This is a genomic window from Psychroserpens algicola (assembly GCF_014526325.1).
In the GTDB taxonomy this organism is placed as follows: Bacteria; Bacteroidota; Bacteroidia; order Flavobacteriales; family Flavobacteriaceae; genus Psychroserpens; species Psychroserpens algicola.
Window position 1 is genome coordinate 137,637 of sequence record NZ_JACNMJ010000009.1, and the last position, 20,167, is coordinate 157,803.

At 37.0% G+C, this 20,167-nt stretch carries 14 protein-coding genes; 9 read left to right on the top strand and 5 right to left on the bottom strand.

From position 1 onward, the window contains the following. Nucleotides 1–188: 188 nt before the first annotated feature. From paaZ to H7350_RS16370, 7 genes are all read left to right on the top strand, one after another. Entirely contained in the window at nt 189–2,726 is a 2,538-nt protein-coding gene (gene paaZ / locus H7350_RS16340; protein WP_204346996.1) for a phenylacetic acid degradation bifunctional protein PaaZ, read from the top strand. A 59-nt stretch (nt 2,727–2,785) separates the two neighbouring features. Next, nucleotides 2,786–3,070 carry a GIY-YIG nuclease family protein gene (locus H7350_RS16345; RefSeq protein ID WP_204346997.1) on the top strand — a complete coding sequence of 95 codons (285 nt, stop codon included), beginning with the start codon at nt 2,786–2,788 and terminating at the stop codon, nt 3,068–3,070. 56 nt (nt 3,071–3,126) lie between these two features. Further along, nucleotides 3,127–3,879: an enoyl-CoA hydratase/isomerase family protein gene (locus H7350_RS16350; protein ID WP_204346998.1), complete on the top strand. Its 753-nt coding sequence runs from the start codon at nt 3,127–3,129 to the stop codon at nt 3,877–3,879. Nucleotides 3,880–4,147: 268 nt separating this feature from the next. Then, nucleotides 4,148–4,744: an acyltransferase gene (locus tag H7350_RS16355; RefSeq protein ID WP_204346999.1), complete on the top strand. Its 597-nt coding sequence runs from the start codon at nt 4,148–4,150 to the stop codon at nt 4,742–4,744. 136 nt (nt 4,745–4,880) lie between these two features. Further along, a complete protein-coding gene (locus H7350_RS16360; protein ID WP_204347000.1) occupies nt 4,881–6,194 on the top strand; it encodes a dihydrolipoamide acetyltransferase family protein in 1,314 nt (437 codons plus the stop codon). A 68-nt stretch (nt 6,195–6,262) separates the two neighbouring features. Further along, nucleotides 6,263–8,335 (top strand): alpha-ketoacid dehydrogenase subunit alpha/beta, encoded by a 2,073-nt coding sequence (locus tag H7350_RS16365; protein WP_204347001.1) that lies wholly within the window; start codon nt 6,263–6,265, stop codon nt 8,333–8,335. A 66-nt stretch (nt 8,336–8,401) separates the two neighbouring features. Beyond that, nucleotides 8,402–8,773 (top strand): hypothetical protein, encoded by a 372-nt coding sequence (locus H7350_RS16370; RefSeq protein WP_204347002.1) that lies wholly within the window; start codon nt 8,402–8,404, stop codon nt 8,771–8,773. A 51-nt stretch (nt 8,774–8,824) separates the two neighbouring features. Here the strand turns inward: H7350_RS16370 and H7350_RS16375 are convergent, their stop codons facing one another. From H7350_RS16375 to H7350_RS16385, 3 genes are all read right to left on the bottom strand, one after another. Next, nucleotides 8,825–10,501, bottom strand: a complete 1,677-nt coding sequence (locus tag H7350_RS16375; RefSeq protein ID WP_204347003.1) for a SulP family inorganic anion transporter — start codon at nt 10,499–10,501, stop codon at nt 8,825–8,827. 130 nt (nt 10,502–10,631) lie between these two features. Beyond that, nucleotides 10,632–11,183, bottom strand: a complete 552-nt coding sequence (locus tag H7350_RS16380; RefSeq protein WP_204347004.1) for a DUF4136 domain-containing protein — start codon at nt 11,181–11,183, stop codon at nt 10,632–10,634. 20 nt (nt 11,184–11,203) lie between these two features. After that, a complete protein-coding gene (locus H7350_RS16385; protein ID WP_204347005.1) occupies nt 11,204–13,375 on the bottom strand; it encodes a urocanate hydratase in 2,172 nt (723 codons plus the stop codon). 68 nt (nt 13,376–13,443) lie between these two features. Here H7350_RS16385 and H7350_RS16390 point away from each other — a divergent pair, with 68 nt between their 5' ends. After that, on the top strand, nt 13,444–13,746 hold the full coding sequence (locus H7350_RS16390; protein WP_338105786.1) for a hypothetical protein: 303 nt from the start codon (nt 13,444–13,446) through the stop codon (nt 13,744–13,746). On the opposite strand, the gene H7350_RS16395 is transcribed toward H7350_RS16390, so the two are convergent. Further along, on the bottom strand, nt 13,747–18,495 hold the full coding sequence (locus tag H7350_RS16395; RefSeq protein ID WP_204347007.1) for a CUB domain-containing protein: 4,749 nt from the start codon (nt 18,493–18,495) through the stop codon (nt 13,747–13,749). Between the two features lie 72 nt (nt 18,496–18,567). Then, a complete protein-coding gene (locus tag H7350_RS16400; RefSeq protein WP_204347008.1) occupies nt 18,568–18,999 on the bottom strand; it encodes a hypothetical protein in 432 nt (143 codons plus the stop codon). A gap of 277 nt (nt 19,000–19,276) precedes the next feature. Between H7350_RS16400 and H7350_RS16405 the strand changes: the two genes are divergently transcribed. Then, a complete protein-coding gene (locus H7350_RS16405) occupies nt 19,277–20,164 on the top strand; it encodes a 1-aminocyclopropane-1-carboxylate deaminase/D-cysteine desulfhydrase (protein WP_204347009.1) in 888 nt (295 codons plus the stop codon). Nucleotides 20,165–20,167: the final 3 nt, after the last annotated feature.

Sequence of the window (20,167 nt, forward strand, 5' to 3'; positions counted from 1 at the left end):
TAGCAAGTAGTCGCCGTTGAAATGCAGAATAAAAAATGAAATCGTCAAGAATTTCCGAAGCCATGGAGGAAATTTAGATTTTACTTTTGGTTTTAAATCCGTGAAACAGGATTTAAAAATTCCTCAATTTCAACTTGAATTTTTGGTTCGTTTTGTTTCAAGACAAAATGAACATAAAGAAGAAATAAATGAAAAAAGTAGAACACTACGTCCAAGGAAACTGGACCACAGGAAACGAAGAGGGAACACCAATTCTAGATGCAATCACTGGTGAAGCATTTACAAGTGTCGCTATCGAAGGATTAGATATTCCCGAAATACTAAACTACGGAAGAACCAAAGGAGGTGAGCAACTTCGTAAAATGACCTTCCAGGAGAGAGGTAATATGCTCAAAAAGTTAGCATTGTATCTGACCAAACGTAAAGATGCATTTTATGACTTGAGTTACAGGACTGGAGCGACTAAAGTAGATAGCTGGATAGACATCGAAGGTGGTTTCGGAAACTTATTTGCCAATGCTTCACTAAGAAAATTATTTCCAAACCAACCCTTTCATGTCGAAGGGGATGCTATCGATTTATCTCGTGGCGGACGCTTTATGGCGCATCATATCATGGTGCCTAAAAAGGGTGTTGCCGTACATATTAATGCCTTCAACTTCCCGGTTTGGGGCATGTTAGAAAAATGTGCAGTCAACTGGATGGCAGGTGTTCCTGCAGTGGTATTACCAGCGCCTTCATCTTCTTATTTAGCGGAGGCTGTTGCTCGAACGATTATCGATTCAGGAATCTTACCTGAAGGTGCTTTGCAAATTATAAACGGAACGGTTAAAACAATTCTCGATACTGTAGAATCTCAAGATGTTGTGACCTTCACAGGTTCAGCACAAACGGGACGCTTATTAAAGGCGCATCCTAGACTCATTCAGGAATCTGTACCTTTTACTATGGAAGCTGATTCACTCAACGCTTCTATTTTAGGTGAAGATGCCGTTCCTGGTACACCAGAATTCGATTTATTTATCAAAGAAGTCCGTAAAGAAATGACTGTTAAAGCCGGACAAAAATGTACAGCGATACGCCGAATTATTGTCCCTGAAAACGTAGTTGAAGACGTACAAATAGCTCTAGGGAACGCTTTAGATAAAGTCACTATTGGAGATCCACGATTAAAAGAAGTCAGAATGGGATCGCTTGTGAGCCGTCAACAAGTTCAGGCGGTTAGAGATTCTGTAAACGATTTAGCAAAAGAAGCACAAATTGTATATGGCGATTTAGACAACATTAAAACGATTGGTGCAGATGCTAAAAAGGGTGCGTTTATAAGTCCGATTTTATTAAGAGCTGATCATCCGTTCCAAAATACAGTGATTCATGAACGTGAGGCGTTCGGACCAGTAAGTACAATCATGCCTTATAAAAATTTAGACGAAGCGATTACCTTAGCGCAAATGGGTAAAGGGTCTTTGGTGTCTTCCATCGCAACAAACGATGATAAAATTGCTAAAGATTATGTGGTTAATGCTGCCAGTCATCATGGAAGAATTTTAGTATTGAACCGAGAAAGCGCTAAAGAAAGTACTGGTCATGGTTCACCATTACCATATTTAGTTCATGGTGGTCCAGGACGTGCTGGTGGAGGCGAAGAAATGGGAGGCATGCGAGGTATTAAGCATTATCTACAACGTACAGCCATTCAAGGGTCTCCAACAACCATTACCGAAATCACTGGGATTTACCAGCAAAATGCAAAGTATAAGGAAGCTGAACAGCATCCATTTAAATACCATTGGGAAGACATTCAGCCAGGTATGTCGCTAAAAACCCATAAGCGTACGATAACCGATACCGATATCATCAACTTTGCCAATGTCACCTGGGATCATTTTTATGCGCATACCGATATCACGTCTCTCGACGGAAGTATTTTTGAAAAAAGAACAGCGCATGGCTATTTCATTATTTCTGCAGCTGCAGGATTATTTGTCTACCCAAATAAAGGTCCAGTAGCCGCAAATTACGGTTTAGATAGTATTCGTTTTTTACGACCATTGTATCATAACGACACCATTGATGTGCGACTCACCTGTAAGGAAAAAGTAGATCGTGATGTCGCTTCAGCCGAACATCCAAGCGGTATTGTAAAATGGCATGTCGAAGTGTTTGATGCCAACTTTGAGAATAGACCTGAAAGTCAAAAAAATGAAAAAGATAGTCCTTTAGTTGCTGTGGCTACTATTTTGACGATGGTTCAAAAAAAGCAAGAAACGTTTGTGGAGATGACTGAAACTAAAATTAATGAATGTCTGTCTAAGCTTTCTAAAGATACAAAACCAAAATGGGGAATCATGACAGCCCAACACATGATCGAGCATTTAGAATACACATATAAAATTACGTCAGGTGAGATTCAGGATTTTGAAATCGCAACCCCTGAAAAGATATTAGAAAAGGTACATTATAGTCTGTATAACTATGATAAGTTTCCAAAAAATAGTCAGTTTCCACATTTGGAAAAAGACACCTTAGATGATTTAAAACATCCAGACTTAGATACAGCCATAGAAAAGTTTAAAGCACAAAGGGAAAAGTATATTCAATTTTTCAAAGAACACCCTGAAGCTAAACTCAAGAATTTAGTGTTCGGAGAATTAAATAAATACGAATCGTATTTGCTTGAAAGAAAACATCTGAACCATCATTTTGAACAATTCAATCTTTTATAAAAAATTGAATTGTTCAAAGTTCTCACGAAAGTGAGAATCTCTTAAAAGAAGTTCAAAATATGAAACATTACGTTTATATGATTACAAATAAAATAGATGGTGTTTTATATATAGGAGAAACAAAAAAGTTAAAGAAGAGAATATATCAACATAAAACTAAAGCACATCCTACTGCTTTTTCAGCACGATATAATTTAGATAAGTTAATTTTTTTTGAAGAGCATGAAACAATAGCTGAAGCTAAATTAAGGGAAAAGCAAATAAAGAAATGGAACAGAAGTTGGAAAATTGAATTGATAAAAAAAACAAATCCAGATTGGAAGGATTTGTACGAAGATTTATAAAACTAAGTATAACATATTAAAAGAGATTCCCGCTTTCACGGGAACACGCAAGCGTGATGACACAACCATACGTAACATTAGATATTAAAAACGAAGTAGGATACATCGAGTTTTTTCATCCTGCACACAACTCTTTGCCAGGAGATGTATTGGCGAAATTAGCAAATACAATTACAGAAGCCGGACAAAACGACGCTATTAAAGTTATCGTTCTTAAAAGTGGAGGCGACAGAACATTTTGTGCAGGCGCAAGCTTTAAAGAACTCATCAGTATTAATGATGCAGCAACAGGAAAAGTCTTCTTTTCTGGATTTGCGAACGTCATCAATGCCATGCGTAAATGTCCGAAATTTATCATCGGGCGCATCCAGGGAAAAACTGTTGGAGGAGGAGTTGGATTAGCCGCATCAACCGATTACTGTATGGCGACAACATTTGCAGCCATCAAACTGAGTGAGTTAAATATTGGAATCGGACCATTTGTGGTCGGACCAGCAATTGAGCGCAAAATGGGATTAAGCGCCATGTCACAAATCGCTATCGATGCGAATTCGTTTTATCCAGCAGAATGGGCGAAACAAAAAGGACTCTATACGCATGTTTATGAAAGCACTGAAGCCTTAGATGAGGCTGTAAAAACAACCGCTGAGCATTTGTGTACCTACAATACCGAAGCAATGCTGGAAATGAAAAAAGTCTTCTGGAAAGGCACTGATGATTGGGACGAACTGTTAGCCGAACGCGCGCAAACCAGCGGACGATTAGTATTGTCAGACTTTACTAAAGAGAAATTGAAAGGATTTAAATAAGAGATAGAAATTAGACCGTTACGCTGTTAGAGATAAGAATTAAGATGGCAGGAGGTCACCGTTGAAATGCAGAATATAAAAATCAAATCGTTAAGAATTTCTGAAACCTTGGAAGAAATTTAGGTTTTATTTTTGGTTTTCAAACTCGGTAAGAGATTGAAAAATTCCTCATTTCAACTTGAACTTTTGGTTTTGTATTCTAAAATCATGTCTACAAGACATAATTCTAGAATAGTGTTTCAAGACAAAATGAACATAAATAAATAGTATGATATACGAATTTAAAGGCTACACACCAGTTGTTCACGAAAGCAGTTTCGTGCATCCACTAGCTGCAGTAACAGGAAATGTCATTATTGGCAAAAACTGTTATATCGGTCCAGGCACTGCCATTCGTGGCGATTGGGGACAAATCATTTTGGAAGATGGTGTCAACGTTCAGGAAAACTGTACCGTTCACATGTTTCCAGGAAAGTCGATAACGCTTAAAGCTAGTGCTCACGTCGGTCATGGTGCCATTATTCATGGTGCTAATTTGGGGAGAAATTGCCTCATCGGTATGAACACCGTCATTATGGATGATGCCGAAATTGGAGACGAATCTATCGTAGGTGCTATGGCATTTATAAAGGCCGAAACGATAATCCCAAAGCGTAGTTTAGTGGTTGGGAATCCAGCAAAAGTCATCAAGCAAGTAAGCGACGAGATGATTGCCTGGAAAACAAAAGGAACGCAATTATATCAGCAATTACCCAAAGATTGCCACGACACTTTAAAAGCCGTCGAGCCGTTGAGAGAAGTGCCAGAAAACATGACAATGCAGGAAGAGGCTTATAAAACTTTAAGAGATACATTTAAGACGTAGTTGGGCGTTACCGCAAGGGTCGCGCTTTACACTATATCTTTTTTAAGAAAAATAAAAAAGGATGCCGTTTCAATCGCTAACGCAAATGGAACCATCTTTCAAGATAGAACAAACTAACAAACGCTAGTTAATACAAATGTCGAAATTCGAACTTAAAATGCCCAAAATGGGCGAAAGCATAACAGAAGGAACCATTATTAATTGGTTGATACATGAAGGCGATACTTTTGATGAAGGCGATATCATCCTTGAAGTCGCTACCGATAAAGTAGATAATGAAGTGCCAGCACCAGCTTCAGGGACACTCACTAAAACAATGTTTCAGGCAAAAGATGTCGTTCCTGTTGGTGAAGTGATTGCGATTCTGGAAGTTTCAGAAGAGGATACGAAATTAAAGTCGGAACCAAATTTGACATCGGAAACTCAAAAGACATCTAAAACGGTCAGTTCGAAAGCAGCTGAAAACGAGCCTAGTGAAAAGAGAAAAAAACCTTCAGTTTCAAAGTCATTTTCGGTTTCAAATTCTAATACCTTCTTTTCACCATTAATTATTAAAATCGCAAAAGAACATCACATCAGCTTTGAAGAGCTAGCACGAATTCCAGCTACAGGACATGAAGGTCGCTTGCGTAAAAGTGATGTGTTTCAATATATAGAAGACGGACGACCTTATAAATTCGCACAGCCAGTAACACAAGATCCAACAGCCTATCGCATTCCGCAGTTGTCGTTCGATAAAGGTAAAGGGAAAGTGATTGAAATGGATCGCATGCGTCAAATGATAGCCGATCATATGGTGTATTCTAAGCATACTTCGCCTCACGTTACGGCGTATGTAGAAGCCGATTTGACTAATATGGTCAACTGGAGAAGTGCCAACAAAAAGGCTTTTCAGGAAAAATATGGTGAGCGATTAACCTTTACACCATTGTTTGTAGAAGCTGTCGCTAAAGCGGTTAAGGATTTTCCAAATATTAATGCCTCAGTCGATGGTCATACTATCATCGTAAAAGAAGACATAAACATCGGCATGGCAACCGCATTGCCAAGTGGGAATTTAATAGTGCCTGTGGTTAAAAATGCAGATACTAAAGATTTAAAAACCTTAGCTGAAAATGTCAATGAACTCGCCGGAAAAGCGAGAGACAATAAATTGGCTGGTGATGACATCAAAGGAAGCACATTTACCATTTCAAACGTAGGTACGTTTGGTAGTGTTATGGGAACGCCAATTATCAATCAGCCAGAAGTGGCGATTTTAGCGCTTGGGATTATTAAAAAGCGACCTGAAGTTATCACAACCGATAAAGGTGACGAAATCGCCATACGCAGTATGATGTATCTATCCTTGTCTTTTGACCATCGTGTGGTCGACGGATTTTTAGGCGGAAGCTTCGTACGTCGTGTTGCCGATTATTTCGAACAATTTGATGTAAATAGAACAATTTAAAATGAAATTACTATCCTGAACATTGTTCAGGATTTCATAAATATACCTGCCTAGCAGGAAAGATAACTATGAACAAAAACATACTTAAAAAAGGATTTTCAAAACTTTGCACAGCTAAGGCTATGGCCGAATTATATGAAGCTAATTTTAAACAGGTTTCAAAATATGTGCATGCGACTTCGCGAGGTCATGAGGCAATTCAGGTTGCTTTAGGTTTACAGCTAAAGCCTCAGGATTACGCATTTCCATATTACAGAGATGACGCCATGTTATTGGCATTTGGATTAGAGCCTTATGATCTCATGTTGCAGCTTTTAGCTAAAAAAGACGATCCGTTTTCTGGAGGACGAACTTATTATTCGCATCCGAGTTTAAAGGACGACGATAAACCAAAAATTCCACATCAATCCTCTGCAACAGGCATGCAAACTATTCCTGCAACTGGTGTGGCTATGGGTATGCAATACTTAGAACAACAGAATTTAAAAAATCCCAATGTCATTCAGAGCAATAGCAAGGATGCTCAAAAGCCAATTACTGTTTGTAGTTTAGGTGATGCTTCTGTAACCGAAGGAGAAATTGCTGAAGCCTTTCAGATGGCTGCCTTAAAGCAAATGCCTATTCTCTATTTAGTGCAAGATAATGGTTGGGATATTTCGGCAAATGAAGCCGAAACCAGAGCACAAAATGCGGCAGAATACGCTGCTGGTTTTCATGGTTTAGAAGCCATTTCTATTGATGGTGCTAATTTTACCGAAAGTTATGAAGCCCTTGAAACCGTTATCAATACTATTCGTGAGGAAAGACGACCATTTCTGGTTCATGCGAAAGTACCTTTATTAAATCATCATACCTCTGGTGTTCGCATGGAATGGTATCGAGATGATTTAGAGGAGGCACGTTCACGTGATCCTTATCCAGTTTTGAAGCAGCAATTACTTGATGCAGGTTGTACGGAAACTGAAATTGAAACGATAGAAAATTCTGCGAAAGCGAAAGTAGAAGCAGACTTCAAAAAAGCCTTAAAAGCTGAAGATCCAAAACCAGAAGATTTATTTACCAACGATTTTGTACCAACGCCAATTACAGAAGAACTAGGTGAGCGTACACCAGAAGGTGCAGATAAAGTCGTGATGGTTGATTGTGCTTTGTTTGCCGTTGAAGAGTTGATGAAAAAGCACAAAGAATGCTTACTCTACGGACAAGATGTTGGTGGTCGTTTGGGAGGTGTCTTTAGAGAAGCGGCTACCTTAGCTCAAAAATTTGGAGATGAACGCGTGTTTAATACACCTATTCAAGAAGCCTTTATTGTAGGTTCTACTGTAGGTATGAGTGCTGTTGGATTAAAACCAATCGTTGAGGTTCAGTTTGCCGATTATATCTGGCCTGGATTAAATCAATTGTTTACTGAAGTCAGTCGCAGTTGTTATTTATCCAACGGAAAATGGCCTGTAAGTATGATTTTACGTGTGCCAATTGGAGCCTATGGAAGTGGTGGCCCTTACCATTCGTCATCGGTAGAAAGTGTGATTACCAATATTCGAGGGATTAAAATTGCCTATCCGAGTAATGGCGCAGATTTAAAAGGCTTGATGAAAGCGGCATATTATGATCCTAATCCGGTAGTGATATTAGAGCACAAAGGCTTGTATTGGTCTAAAGTGAAAGGCACTCAAGGCGCAACTTCAGTAGAGCCTAGCGAAGATTATGTGTTACCGTTTGGTAAAGCGTGGGTGTTGCAGGAAATCTGGAAGCAGGAGCAATTAGAAACGCTAACGATTGTAACCTACGGAATGGGTGTGCATTGGGCGTATAATGCATCAGGAGAACTCGATATGCGAGATCAGATTGAGATTATTGACTTACGGACTTTATTTCCGTTAGATGAAGACACGATTATGAAGTCTGTAAAGAAAACAGGCAAATGTTTAGTAGTTACTGAAGAACCTTCAAATAACAGTTTTGCTAGAGCCTTAGCTGGGAAAATACAGGAAGAGTGCTTCAAGTATTTAGATGCACCTGTGATGACTATTGGTAGTGAAAATATGCCTGCTATTCCTTTAAATTCCACTTTAGAAGAAACTATGATTCCTTCAACAGAAAAAGTAAAAGCTAAGATTGAACGATTATTAAACTATTAAAGCAATTTAATTTAAATTAATTCTTTGAATTTTGTATATTGAACCTTTAATACATTAACTAATATCATGAAAAAACAACTTCTTATTTTGAGCTTCGCATGTTTTTTATTTGCTGGTAATCAATTATCATTTGCTCAATCACAAATGGAAACACAGAAACATGCAATTAAAAATGCGGATGATTCTGTTAAAAAGAATGCACAAAAAGTGATTAACTTATTAGAGAGAGAGGCGAAGTTAGATGCAGCTCAAAAAAATAAGATTTATGACATTTTCGTGGGAGTCGATAAAAAGATGCAAGGTATTGATGCTATTAAAGATACTTCTGAGCGTAAAGCTAAAAAGGAAAAAATGCAAGCTTATATTGATCAAAAATTACAACAGGTACTTACAAAAGAGCAATATGCATTGTATACTAAGAAAATGGCAGCTAAATAGAGATGCTTAATATCATACAAAAAAAAGCGACCAAATTTTGGTCGCTTTTTTTTATATGTTGTACTCAGAAAGTGGTTTCGTAAACTTTTCCGGATCAGCCGCTAAGTGATACCTTGGATCATCAATATCTTCTATGATGACTTCTTTAAACTTCGGACTGGCTTTATACATCAGTTCTTTACAGTCTTTGCTTAAGTGCTTTAATTTGATGGTTTTACCTTCAGCTTCATATTTGTTTACCAAATTAAAGATCGCCTCCAAAGCAGAATGGTCACTAACACGAGATTCTACAAAATCTATTTCAACATGTTCTGGATCATTTTTGACATCAAATTTGGAGTTAAAATTTTGTATCGAACCAAAAAATAAAGGGCCCCAAATTTCGTAGGTTTTAGTACCATTGGCTTGAATGCGTTTGCGGGCTCTAATCATAGTTGCATTTTTCCATGCAAATACAAGTGCAGAAATGATAACACCTGCAATAACAGCCACTGCTAAATCTTTCCATACAGTAATTGCCGATACTGCGATTAATACTAAGGCATCTGATAGAGGTATTTTTCTTATAATTCTGAAACTACTCCATGCAAACGTACCGATAACAACCATGAACATCACGCCAACTAGAGCCGCTATAGGAATTTGTTCAATTAAAGGAGCTCCAAATAATACAAAACATAGCAACGCTACAGCAGCAACTGCTCCTGATAATCGTCCGCGACCACCAGAATCTACATTAATGATTGATTGTCCGATCATCGCACATCCGCCCATTCCGCCAAAAAGGCCATTCAGCATATTGGCGCTACCTTGAGCAATACATTCTCGGTTTCCATTACCTCTGGTTTCGGTAATTTCATCTACAAGATTAAGTGTCATTAGAGATTCAATTAAACCAACAGCTGCAAGAATAAACGCCGTAGAAATAATGAGGTCCCAATGACCAGCTAATGTTCCAAAAAGACCAAATATTTGATCCTGGAATGTGGGAAGTCCACCTTCTAGTCCTTTACCACCACCATCTTGAATAAATGAACCAACAGTACTCATTTCAATACCTCCAAAAATAGTAATACAAGCGACTACTATAATTGCAATTAGAGCTGCAGGTATCTTTTTAGTGAGTTTTGGGAGTCCAAACATAATACCCATAGTTAAGCCAATAAAGGCTAACATTTTCCATAAATCGGTGTTAGAGAATAAGTATGAAAACCATTCTGAAGTATTATTCCATATCGAAATATCTTTAGGTACTGCATTTGGAAATAGACCTAATTGAGATAGAAAAATCACAATGGCAAGACCATTAACAAACCCCATCATAACAGGATGCGGAATAAGTCGAACAAATTTTCCCAGTTTAAAAATTCCTGCTAATATCTGAATTCCACCAACGAAAAGTAAAGTGATAAACAACCATTGAAGTCCGAGATTTTCAATAGGTGTTTCTAAATTTAAGCCAACTTCATTTCCTTTTTGGATTAAATGAACCATCACAACAGCCATGGCTCCAGTTGCTCCAGAAATCATTCCGGGACGTCCTCCGAAAAGGGCAGTAACAATTCCCATCATAAAGGCTCCATAAAGCCCAACCAATGGATCGACACCTGCAACAAAAGCAAATGCCACTGCTTCTGGAACTAATGCTAGTGCAACAGTTAAACCAGAAAGAATATCATTTTTCGGATTTTGGGTAAAGTTTTTTCTAGTTGTTTGACCTAATATCATAATGATTGCCTTTAAAAGGCGGCAAATATAAGGTTTTAGAAATGAAGAGTAAAGTTACATAGGATTTATAAGATAAAAAAAACATCTATAATTTTAAATTATAGATGCTTTAATTAATTTATATAAATGTTTATTGAGCCAATTCTGGAGGGTATTTTTCCATAATCTTAGATACAAATTCTTTGATTTTTTCCTCTTTCTTTTCTACACTACGTTGTGTTAAAGTACCAGAACCCATACCTTGCCATACCAATTCTTTTTTGTTGGCATCGATTAAATCAACATATAAAACACCTTGATTTCTTGTTGATACTGTTGGTTGATTCCAACCCCAGCCCCAACCTGGTCCGAAGCCTCCCCAGCCCCAGCCACCAACGCCCCAGGAATTATTATAAACATCAACACGTTGTTCTGATTTCGTAAAAATACTAACTAGTAAATCTGGATTTTCAGATTTTGTATAGCCTTGAGCAAGTAATTCACTTTCAATAGCACGAAGAATTCTACGTTTATCAAGGTCACTAATTTCAGCTTTGTCTATTCCTGTTTTAAAGAAGGCAAATGTTTTATAATCATTAAAATTTGTTTCTTTGTCGTAATCTGAAGCAACTCTTACTGAGCTGCATGATGTGATAATAAAGGCCATTATCACAACTGGTAATAATTTGAGTAGTTTTTTCATAGTCATTTTTTTTATTATAGTTATAACGAGTTCAATAAGTCATCATCAACTTTATTTGGAAGTGTAACTTTTAAATTTGGCTCAATGTCCATAGCGCGTTTGATTGCAAACTCTGCACCTTGATTTCTAGCCCAACTTCGTCTTGCAATTCCATTGTTGACATCCCAAAAAAGCATTGATTTTAAACGCTTTGAGGCTTCTTTACTACCATCAAGAACCATACCAAAACCGCCATTTATAACTTCACCCCATCCTACACCACCACCATTGTGTATGCTTACCCATGTTGCACCTCTAAAACTATCACCAATTACGTTGTGAATAGCCATGTCGGCAGTAAAACGTGAGCCGTCGTAAATGTTACTAGTTTCTCTGTAAGGCGAATCGGTTCCGGAAACATCATGATGATCTCGACCTAGGACAACAGTTCCTATATCGCCTTTAGCTATTGCATTATTAAAAGCATTTGCTATTTTCATTCGTCCTTCAGCATCTGCATAAAGAATTCTTGCTTGCGAGCCCACAACTAAATTGTTTTCTTGAGCGCCTTTTATCCATTGGATATTATCGTCCATTTGTTGTTGAATCTCTTGAGGAGACTCTTTTTTGATAGCTTCCAATACTTCGCATGCAATAGCATCAGTTATTGCTAAATCTTCTGGTTGTCCTGAAGCGCATACCCAACGAAACGGACCAAACCCATAATCAAAGCACATTGGCCCCATAATGTCTTGAACATAAGACGGATATTTGAAATCAATACCATTTTCAGCCATAATATCGGCTCCTGCTCTGGAAGCTTCTAATAAAAAAGCATTTCCATAGTCAAAGAAATAAGTGCCTTTTGCTGTGTGCTTGTTTATTGCAGCAGCATGTCTGCGTAAGGTCTCTTGGACTTTCTCCTTAAATAATCTAGGCTTGTTGGCCATCATATTATTGGACTCTTCAAAAGTCATGTCGACAGGATAATAACCTCCAGCCCAAGGATTATGAAGTGAGGTTTGATCACTCCCTAAATCGATATGTATATTTTCTTTATCAAATTTTTCCCAAACATCAACAATGTTTCCTAAGTAGGCTATGGAGATGGTTTCTTCTTCAGCTTTTGCCTTTTTAACACGGGCAACCAACGCATTTAAGTCGGTGATTTTTTCATCAATCCATCCTTGGTCTAATCGTACTTGAGTAATTTTTGGGTTGACTTCAGCGCAAACTGTAATACAACCAGCGATGTTACCAGCTTTTGGTTGAGCACCAGACATCCCACCTAGTCCTGAAGTTACAAAAAGGTGTCCTTTAGGTGATTTTTTTATTTTTCTGAAACCGTTTAAAACGGTTATTGTTGTTCCGTGAACAATGCCTTGCGGACCAATATACATATAACTTCCAGCTGTCATTTGACCATATTGGGTTACGCCTAGCGCATTAAATTTCTCCCAGTCGTCAGGTTTAGAGTAATTGGGAATCATCATACCATTGGTTACAACAACACGTGGCGCTTCTTTATGGCTCGGGAATAATCCCATTGGATGACCAGAATACATGACCAATGTTTGTTCATCTGTCATTTCAGAAAGGTATTTCATTGTGAGTCTATACTGCGCCCAATTTGAGAAAACACCACCATTACCACCATATGTGATTAATTCATGTGGATGTTGAGCAACGGCATCATCTAAGTTGTTTTGAATCATTAACATAATAGCCGCAGCTTGCTTAGATTTTGCTGGATATTCTTCTATAGGTCTTGCATACATTTTGTAATCTGGGCGCAAACGGTACATGTAAATTCTACCATAAGTATCTAATTCATTTTTGAATTCAGATATTAGTGCTTTGTGATCTGAACTATCAAAATAACGCAAGGCATTTTTTAAGGCAAGTTTTTGTTCTTCTGAAGACAAAATAGCTTTGCGTTTTGGTGCATGATTTATTGAAGTGTCATACGGTTTTGGTTGTGGTAAAACCTTAGGGATTCCCTCTTTAATTTGATCTTGAAATGATAGTGTTGCTGGCATTATTTTCTTTTTAGTTGACTTCAGTGTGGTAGAAGGATTAAAACCATAGGGACAATGTCTACAGCCGCTTTCACAACAATAGCCTCTTTTTAAGTGGTATTGTTCTGTAAAACAGCGGTAACCTTCAGGTGTTAGGTAATAATCTCCTTCTTCTACCGGAATTATCTTCTTCATTACACAAAGATAATGTAAATTGGAAAGATTTTTGATTGTTGTTTCATATGGTTTTAATATCTAAATATTTGGTTCCAAAAGGATTTGTAGGAATTACTTTGTATCCGTTTATATTTCTGAAATATGGTAGTTTAAAAGCCAATCGTTTTTTAATTAATCATGAACGCATTCATTTAAGACAACAACTTGAATTATTGATTGTTCCTTTTTATGTGTTTTACGGAATAGAGTTTTTAATTAGGTTTATACGAACTCAAAATAAATATGTAGCATATCAGAATATTTCATTTGAAAGAGAAGCCTTTGAAAATGAAAAAGACCTTGATTATTTAAATTCAAGGCCTTTTTTTAAATTTCTTAAGTATATGTAATTACTGTCTTATAACTACTTTTTGAATTTTTTGTTTTCCGTTTACAAGTACAGCTTTTACAATATAAGCACCATGAGATAATCGGGTTTCATTTAGAATAAATTCGGTGTCATTGACTTCATTTTTTTCAAAGATTACTCGACCTAAAATATCATATACGTTAATATTGTCAATCAATCCAATTTCAGATTTGATTTTTATATAGTCACTATTAGGTGCAATAATTGAAATATCACCATTGTCAAAATCATTAACACCAAGCGTGTCATAAGTATATCTTAATATAAAGCGGGTGTCATGTATGCCTTCTTCTATTGAAAAATTGTAAGGTGAATTACGAATGTCATGAATGATGTTGAGTTCAGTGTCTTCAATATAGATGTTTTGACCTTCATTCAAAAACAATCCATCGAGTGTATTTATGGCAATGGTATGCACGCCTGTTTCATTTGCAATTAAGCCTAAAGGTACAGTGTCTTCTTGAAGAAATGGTAATGATCGACCTTGAATGGACAGGGTTTGGTTATTTAGTAAAGAATAAAACCCATTAGATCCTTCACTAAAATCATATCCATCATATAGACGGTCAAAATCATTGGTTGCATTTTCTACATAGCCAACAAGTATTGAGTTAGTAATGTCGTTAGGTGAAAGTAAATCTAACCAAATTCTATGACGTTCAACAGTACTGTTGTTTCCAGAACCATCAGTTCTGAAAAAAGTATTGTTGTTGTAACTTGAAAGAACCTGCCTCATACTATTGTTAAATGTAACATTAGATGACACAGGAGCACTGTGATTCATTAAGACAAAGAACCCTTGACCCGATCCTATAAATAAATCATTTGTACCTGGTGGATTTGATCCTGTATTGTTATGTTCGATATAATCATTGCCATCATAATTGTATACATAATCTTCATAGAAAGGATCTGCTGTGAGGTCAGAATATGTCGAGTCGTGAGGCCAAACATAAACGGTTCCGTTAATGGCTGTATTAAGATTAACAAAAGCATTAGCTGAGATAGCCGAAGGGTAAGGATTTCCAATAAGATTCCAGTTGTCATCTTCATTAGTCGCTGTATTTCCATTTCCAGCATAGGTTCCGCCATTCCAATTTCCATGAGAAATTGGCTTGGTTATAATACCATTATTTGGTACGCCACTAAATAATGCCGTATTATTAGGAATTGTATAAGTTGTCGCAGGTATATTCGTTGGAGTTCCTGAAAGCCCTCTTACGATATAACCAGTACCATCGGTCATGTTTCCTGAGGCAGGATACCATTCGCCATGAAATCCAGGAACATTGGTGGCTACAGTTGGAGTCCAATAATACATTTGTGTTGATCCAGGAGAAATATCACTTACCTGAAAGCTAGCTACTGGAGACGACCAATACACATACTCTGAATTGGCAACTGCACTTTCGTCAAAGTTTGGAGAGCGTTGCATATGAATCTCACCAGTATTAATTGCGCTATCATCAACTTGTATTAAACTGGAACTGCTTTTAAGATTTAATATTCCAGTATTTTGGACATTGACCCATTCTTGAACAATTATCTCGGTATTGGTATCAATTTCCAGATATGCATCAGCTTCTAAAGTTAAATTTCTGGCTGTAGCAGGTTGTGGAGGTAATGGTATAGGTACCTGAGTTTTGTCAGCAATGGGATTATTAGGGACTGTGCTATTGTCAGGAATGACGACACAACTATTAATGCTCGGAACTCCAAAAGGTGTCCAGTTATTTCCAACATACCAATTTGTGCCATCAGAAATGTCAGAACCATTCCATACTTTTTTATTATGAGTAACTGTTACAGTTTCAGTACAACTATTCTGATCTGTAGCGGTATAAGTTTGAATGCCATTTGGTACTGCATAAACAGTATCAGTAAAACCTCCAGAATATGGGGTTGTTAAACCACTGTCAGTATATAAACCTGTTGTCGGAGACCATGTTATTTGAGGTGTAGCGGGTGCTCCATCAGCTGTTATATATATATTGTCAATGGACCAGTCTAATATTCCAAAGGTTTCTCCAGCAAATCTGAATCTAACATAAAGTGATGTATTGCCATCATGACTAGAAATATCATGGTTCATAAGACTTGCTGGTATATTAGCAGAAACATTAATCACAGAGTATCTTACAGTCCAATTCGTATTGTCAGTGGAAGTTTCAACATAAACTGAATAAGAATACGAGGCACTCCAATGGTCAAGTTCTTGCCTGTAATCTAATTCAAGATTTGTTTCTCCTGTAATATCTATTTGAGGAGATGTTAGTGTCCAAGTGCCATTGTCAAATCCACTGTCCCAGTCAAGCATAGCTTCACGTGCTGTACCTCCAGCATTAGCTGTATTAGAAATAATCCATTGTGTATTTACTGTAGCATTTGCTGTAGTCCAGCCTGCTGGAAAACCTGCGCCATCAAAAGTTTCTGAAAACACTGTAGTACGATTGGAAGATGGGCTATTAGTTGTTGCTACTAGCTCTGTATAGTCTAAAGAACATGTGTCTGCACCAATAGGATAAATCGTATCTGTAATACTCATATTACAGTTGTCTATACAAGTTATATCTGCTGCCCATCCTTCATATTCTACAGATGAATCACTATCAAACACAAATGTTAATGCTCCTGAAGGATCTGTAGAAGTAAATGGTCCTGGAATAGCTGTGCCTGTAAAAGTGCCTAATAATGGATATGTTGCATCTGGACCATCATATACTAATAACTCATCGCAACACGATTCTAAGTCAAATGCTGTAAACGTCACAGTAACTGAAGTGCCTGGGACATCTGGTATTAGTGTTGTGGTGGTATATTCATTAGAAAAATAGTCTCCTCCAGCACCTCCGCTGTCGTAAAATGTATTTCCACATACTGCAGGAGGCACATAAGGTGCACAAGAAAGATTAGCTGCCCAACCATCATATTCTACGGATGAATCACTATCAAATACAAAAGTTAGTGCTCCACTTGCATCAGAAGATGTAAAAGGACCAGGTATACTTGTCCCAGAAAAAATACCTAACAATGGGTATGTCGCGTCAGGACCATCATAGACACTTAATTCATCATATGTCCCTTCAGTGTCAAACATCGTGAAGGTCGCAGTAATAGCAAGTCCAGCAGTATCTGGGAAGAACGTAGTAGTCGTTAATTCATTTGAAGCGTAGTTTCCAGATGCACCACCACTATCATAAAAGATAGATCCACACACATATGTAGAGGGGCTACATGTGATATCAGCGACCCAACCACTGTTTTGAACAGATCCGTTACTGGTAAACACAAAAGTTAATGCTCCTGATACATCAGAAGATGTAAACGGACCGGGTATGGTAGTGCCAGAAAATGTTCCCAATAAAGGGTATGTTGCATCAGGACCATCATAAACATTTAATTCATCAGTACCGTTTTGTGTATTGAAAGCTGTGAAAGTAGCTGTAATTAAGTTGCCAGCAGTATCTGGAAAAAATGTTGTGGTTTGCGATTCGTTTGCTGCATAATTTCCGCCAGAACCTCCACTATCATAAAATGTAGAGCCACATACAGGTGTACTACAGGTAAGATCTGCAGCCCAACCGCTTAATTGGGTAGTTGAATCACTGTCAAATACAAAAGTTAAGGCTCCAGATGCATCAGTAGATGTGAATGGTCCCGGAATCGTAGTACCTGTAAAAGTACCTAAGGAAGGATAAGTTGTATTTGGTCCGTCATAGACTGTTAAATCATCCCAGGTATTTTCTAAATTAAATGCCGTAAATGTAGCTGTAACGACATCTCCAGCTGTATCAGGATAAAATGTTGTGGTTTGTAGTTCGTTAGCGGAATAGTTGCCGCCTGCACCACCACTATCATAAAATGTAAAGCCACATGTTGGTGGTGTTGGTGGTGCAGTACAGGTAATATCAGCTACCCAGCCAGTACCAGTATTAGCATCTCCATCAGTAATCAATTCGAATGTAATTGCTCCAGTAGGATTTCCGACAGTTGTAGAGGTAAATGACCCAGTAGTTGTTACAGTTCCTAGTACAGGAAAAGTGTTATTTGGCCCGTTATAAACCGTTAAAACATCACCAGCATCAGGTATATTAACTGTTGTAAAATCTACAGTAACTGTTCCGCCAGCAAAATAAGGGTTGATGGTTGTGGTTTCGTTACCAGAATATGGACCTGTTGGACCACCTCCATCAAAATACTGACTCCCACATACAGGTACACTTGCACAGGTTGTTGTTCCATTTCCACCAGTTTGCTGAAAACTAATAGTACCTTGAGCACCATCATAATTGGTAATAAGTACAACATAAATTTCTCCTTGCATGGCATTTAAAATGTTCATGGTTTCTGTTGGAGCTATATCAAAACTACAATCTGTTATAAAATCAGGAGCATAAGGATAAAATGTTGGATCTGTAGTATTATTTGGGCATGTAGGGCAATCGGTGTAACTTATACTAGCATTAGCATCATTAAGATCTACAAATGGTCCCCATGCGATAAAGTCGACATCAATAGGCGTACCCGCTGTAGTTTCTTGACTTATTGTGAATATTAAATCACCTGCCAAGTCAATTTCCATAAAGAAATAACTCGCATTTGGAATTGAACCTAAACAACCAACAGCTGTCAGGTTAGTACCACCATATACATTATTGAAAGTTAATTCGGAAGTTCCTGAGCAAAACTGTTCAGAACTTAGGATGTCAGTTCCTTGCGAAAAAGACATGTTTAGACTAAGGAACAGTATAAGTAAAAGAGTAATTTTTTTCATATCGACATAATTCTAGTTGGTTACTTCTTATAGAAAACTAATAAATTGCCATTCGGTTTTGACCTGACAATTAGTATTTGTATCTATAATTATTGCTTTCCATTTGAGACATTTACAATTCAAATCGTTATAGAGTAATTCTTGATTTCCTATTAAGTTATCTGAAAAGTTTGCTATTTTGATTGTTTTAATTTCTGAACGTAATGTGCCTTCAACACCCTTCCAGCAGGAATTAAGCGGTTGAATCTGAAGAGTTAATTCTAAGTTTTCAGAATTGGTTGTCTGTGAAAAATCCCATGAGATTATTATATCATTAACTCGTGGGTTATCTCCAGAAACCGTTTTAGAGTTAAAAGTGAAGTCTTGTATACAATCGCTTGGGCTAGACGTTAAGTCTTGACTGAAAGCATAAGTATATATAAAAGTTGATATTACTAGAAGAAGTAATTTTTTAGTCATAATCTATCGTTCTTAATTAATACTACATCACAATATTTGCTAAACATTGTAGTAAGTTTTATTCAGAAAGTAGATTTGGTAGAGTAATGTATTAAAATTATCATAATATTAACAATTTTTTTAAATTAAATTTAAAGATTTAGTTAACATGAGTAAAATAGTGGTTAAAATTCATGTTTTGTGTGGTTAACTATTTAAATGTCAGAATGTAAATGTCGAATTGCTAAAGGTTTTTCTTTTAGTTTATATGTGTAATTATTACCTTATATTGGGTTGTATGTTTCAGATAAAATTCAATAAAAATTTAAGTATCGATAATCAGGTTTTTATCAAGCCTGAATATTTAATTCATCCATATATTTCTGGGAATAAATATCGAAAATTGAAGTATAATATCATTTCAGCTAAGGAAACACATCATACCTTATTAACGTTTGGTGGAGCTTTTTCTAATCATTTAGCAGCAGTGGCTTCAGCAGGCAAAGAGTTTGGTTTTAAAACCATAGGCATAGTTCGAGGAGAAGAGTTGGAGTCTAAGGTTGATGTCAATCCTACATTGCGCTACGCAAAAAAATGTGGTATGCATTTGAAATTTATCACACGTAACCAATATAAACATAAAGCTGATATTAACTTTATATCAGATTTAGAACAGGAATTTGGTGACTTATATGTCATTCCAGAAGGCGGTACAAATGCTTTAGCTGTCAAAGGGTGTGAAGAAATTCTTACCAAAGAAGACCATCAATTTGATTACGTCTGCTGTTCGGTGGGGACAGGAGGTACGATTTCCGGACTTATAAATTCTGCAGCATCGCATCAAAAAATTATAGGTTTTCCTGCGTTAAAAGGTGATTTTTTAAAAGAAGAAATCACTAAATTTGTAACTGATAAAAATTGGGAGTTACAAACCGATTATCATTTTGGAGGCTATGCAAAAATTAATGATGAATTGATTGGTTTTATCAACCAATTTAAGCACCTATACGATATTCCATTAGACCCTGTTTACACAGGAAAGATGATGTATGGTATTTATGATTTAATTGAAAAAGGCTATTTTCCGAAGGATGCAAAAATTTTAGCAATTCATACAGGAGGTTTACAAGGCATAGAAGGGATGAATTTAAAATTAAAACAACAAAAGAAGCCTTTAATCGTTTAAAAT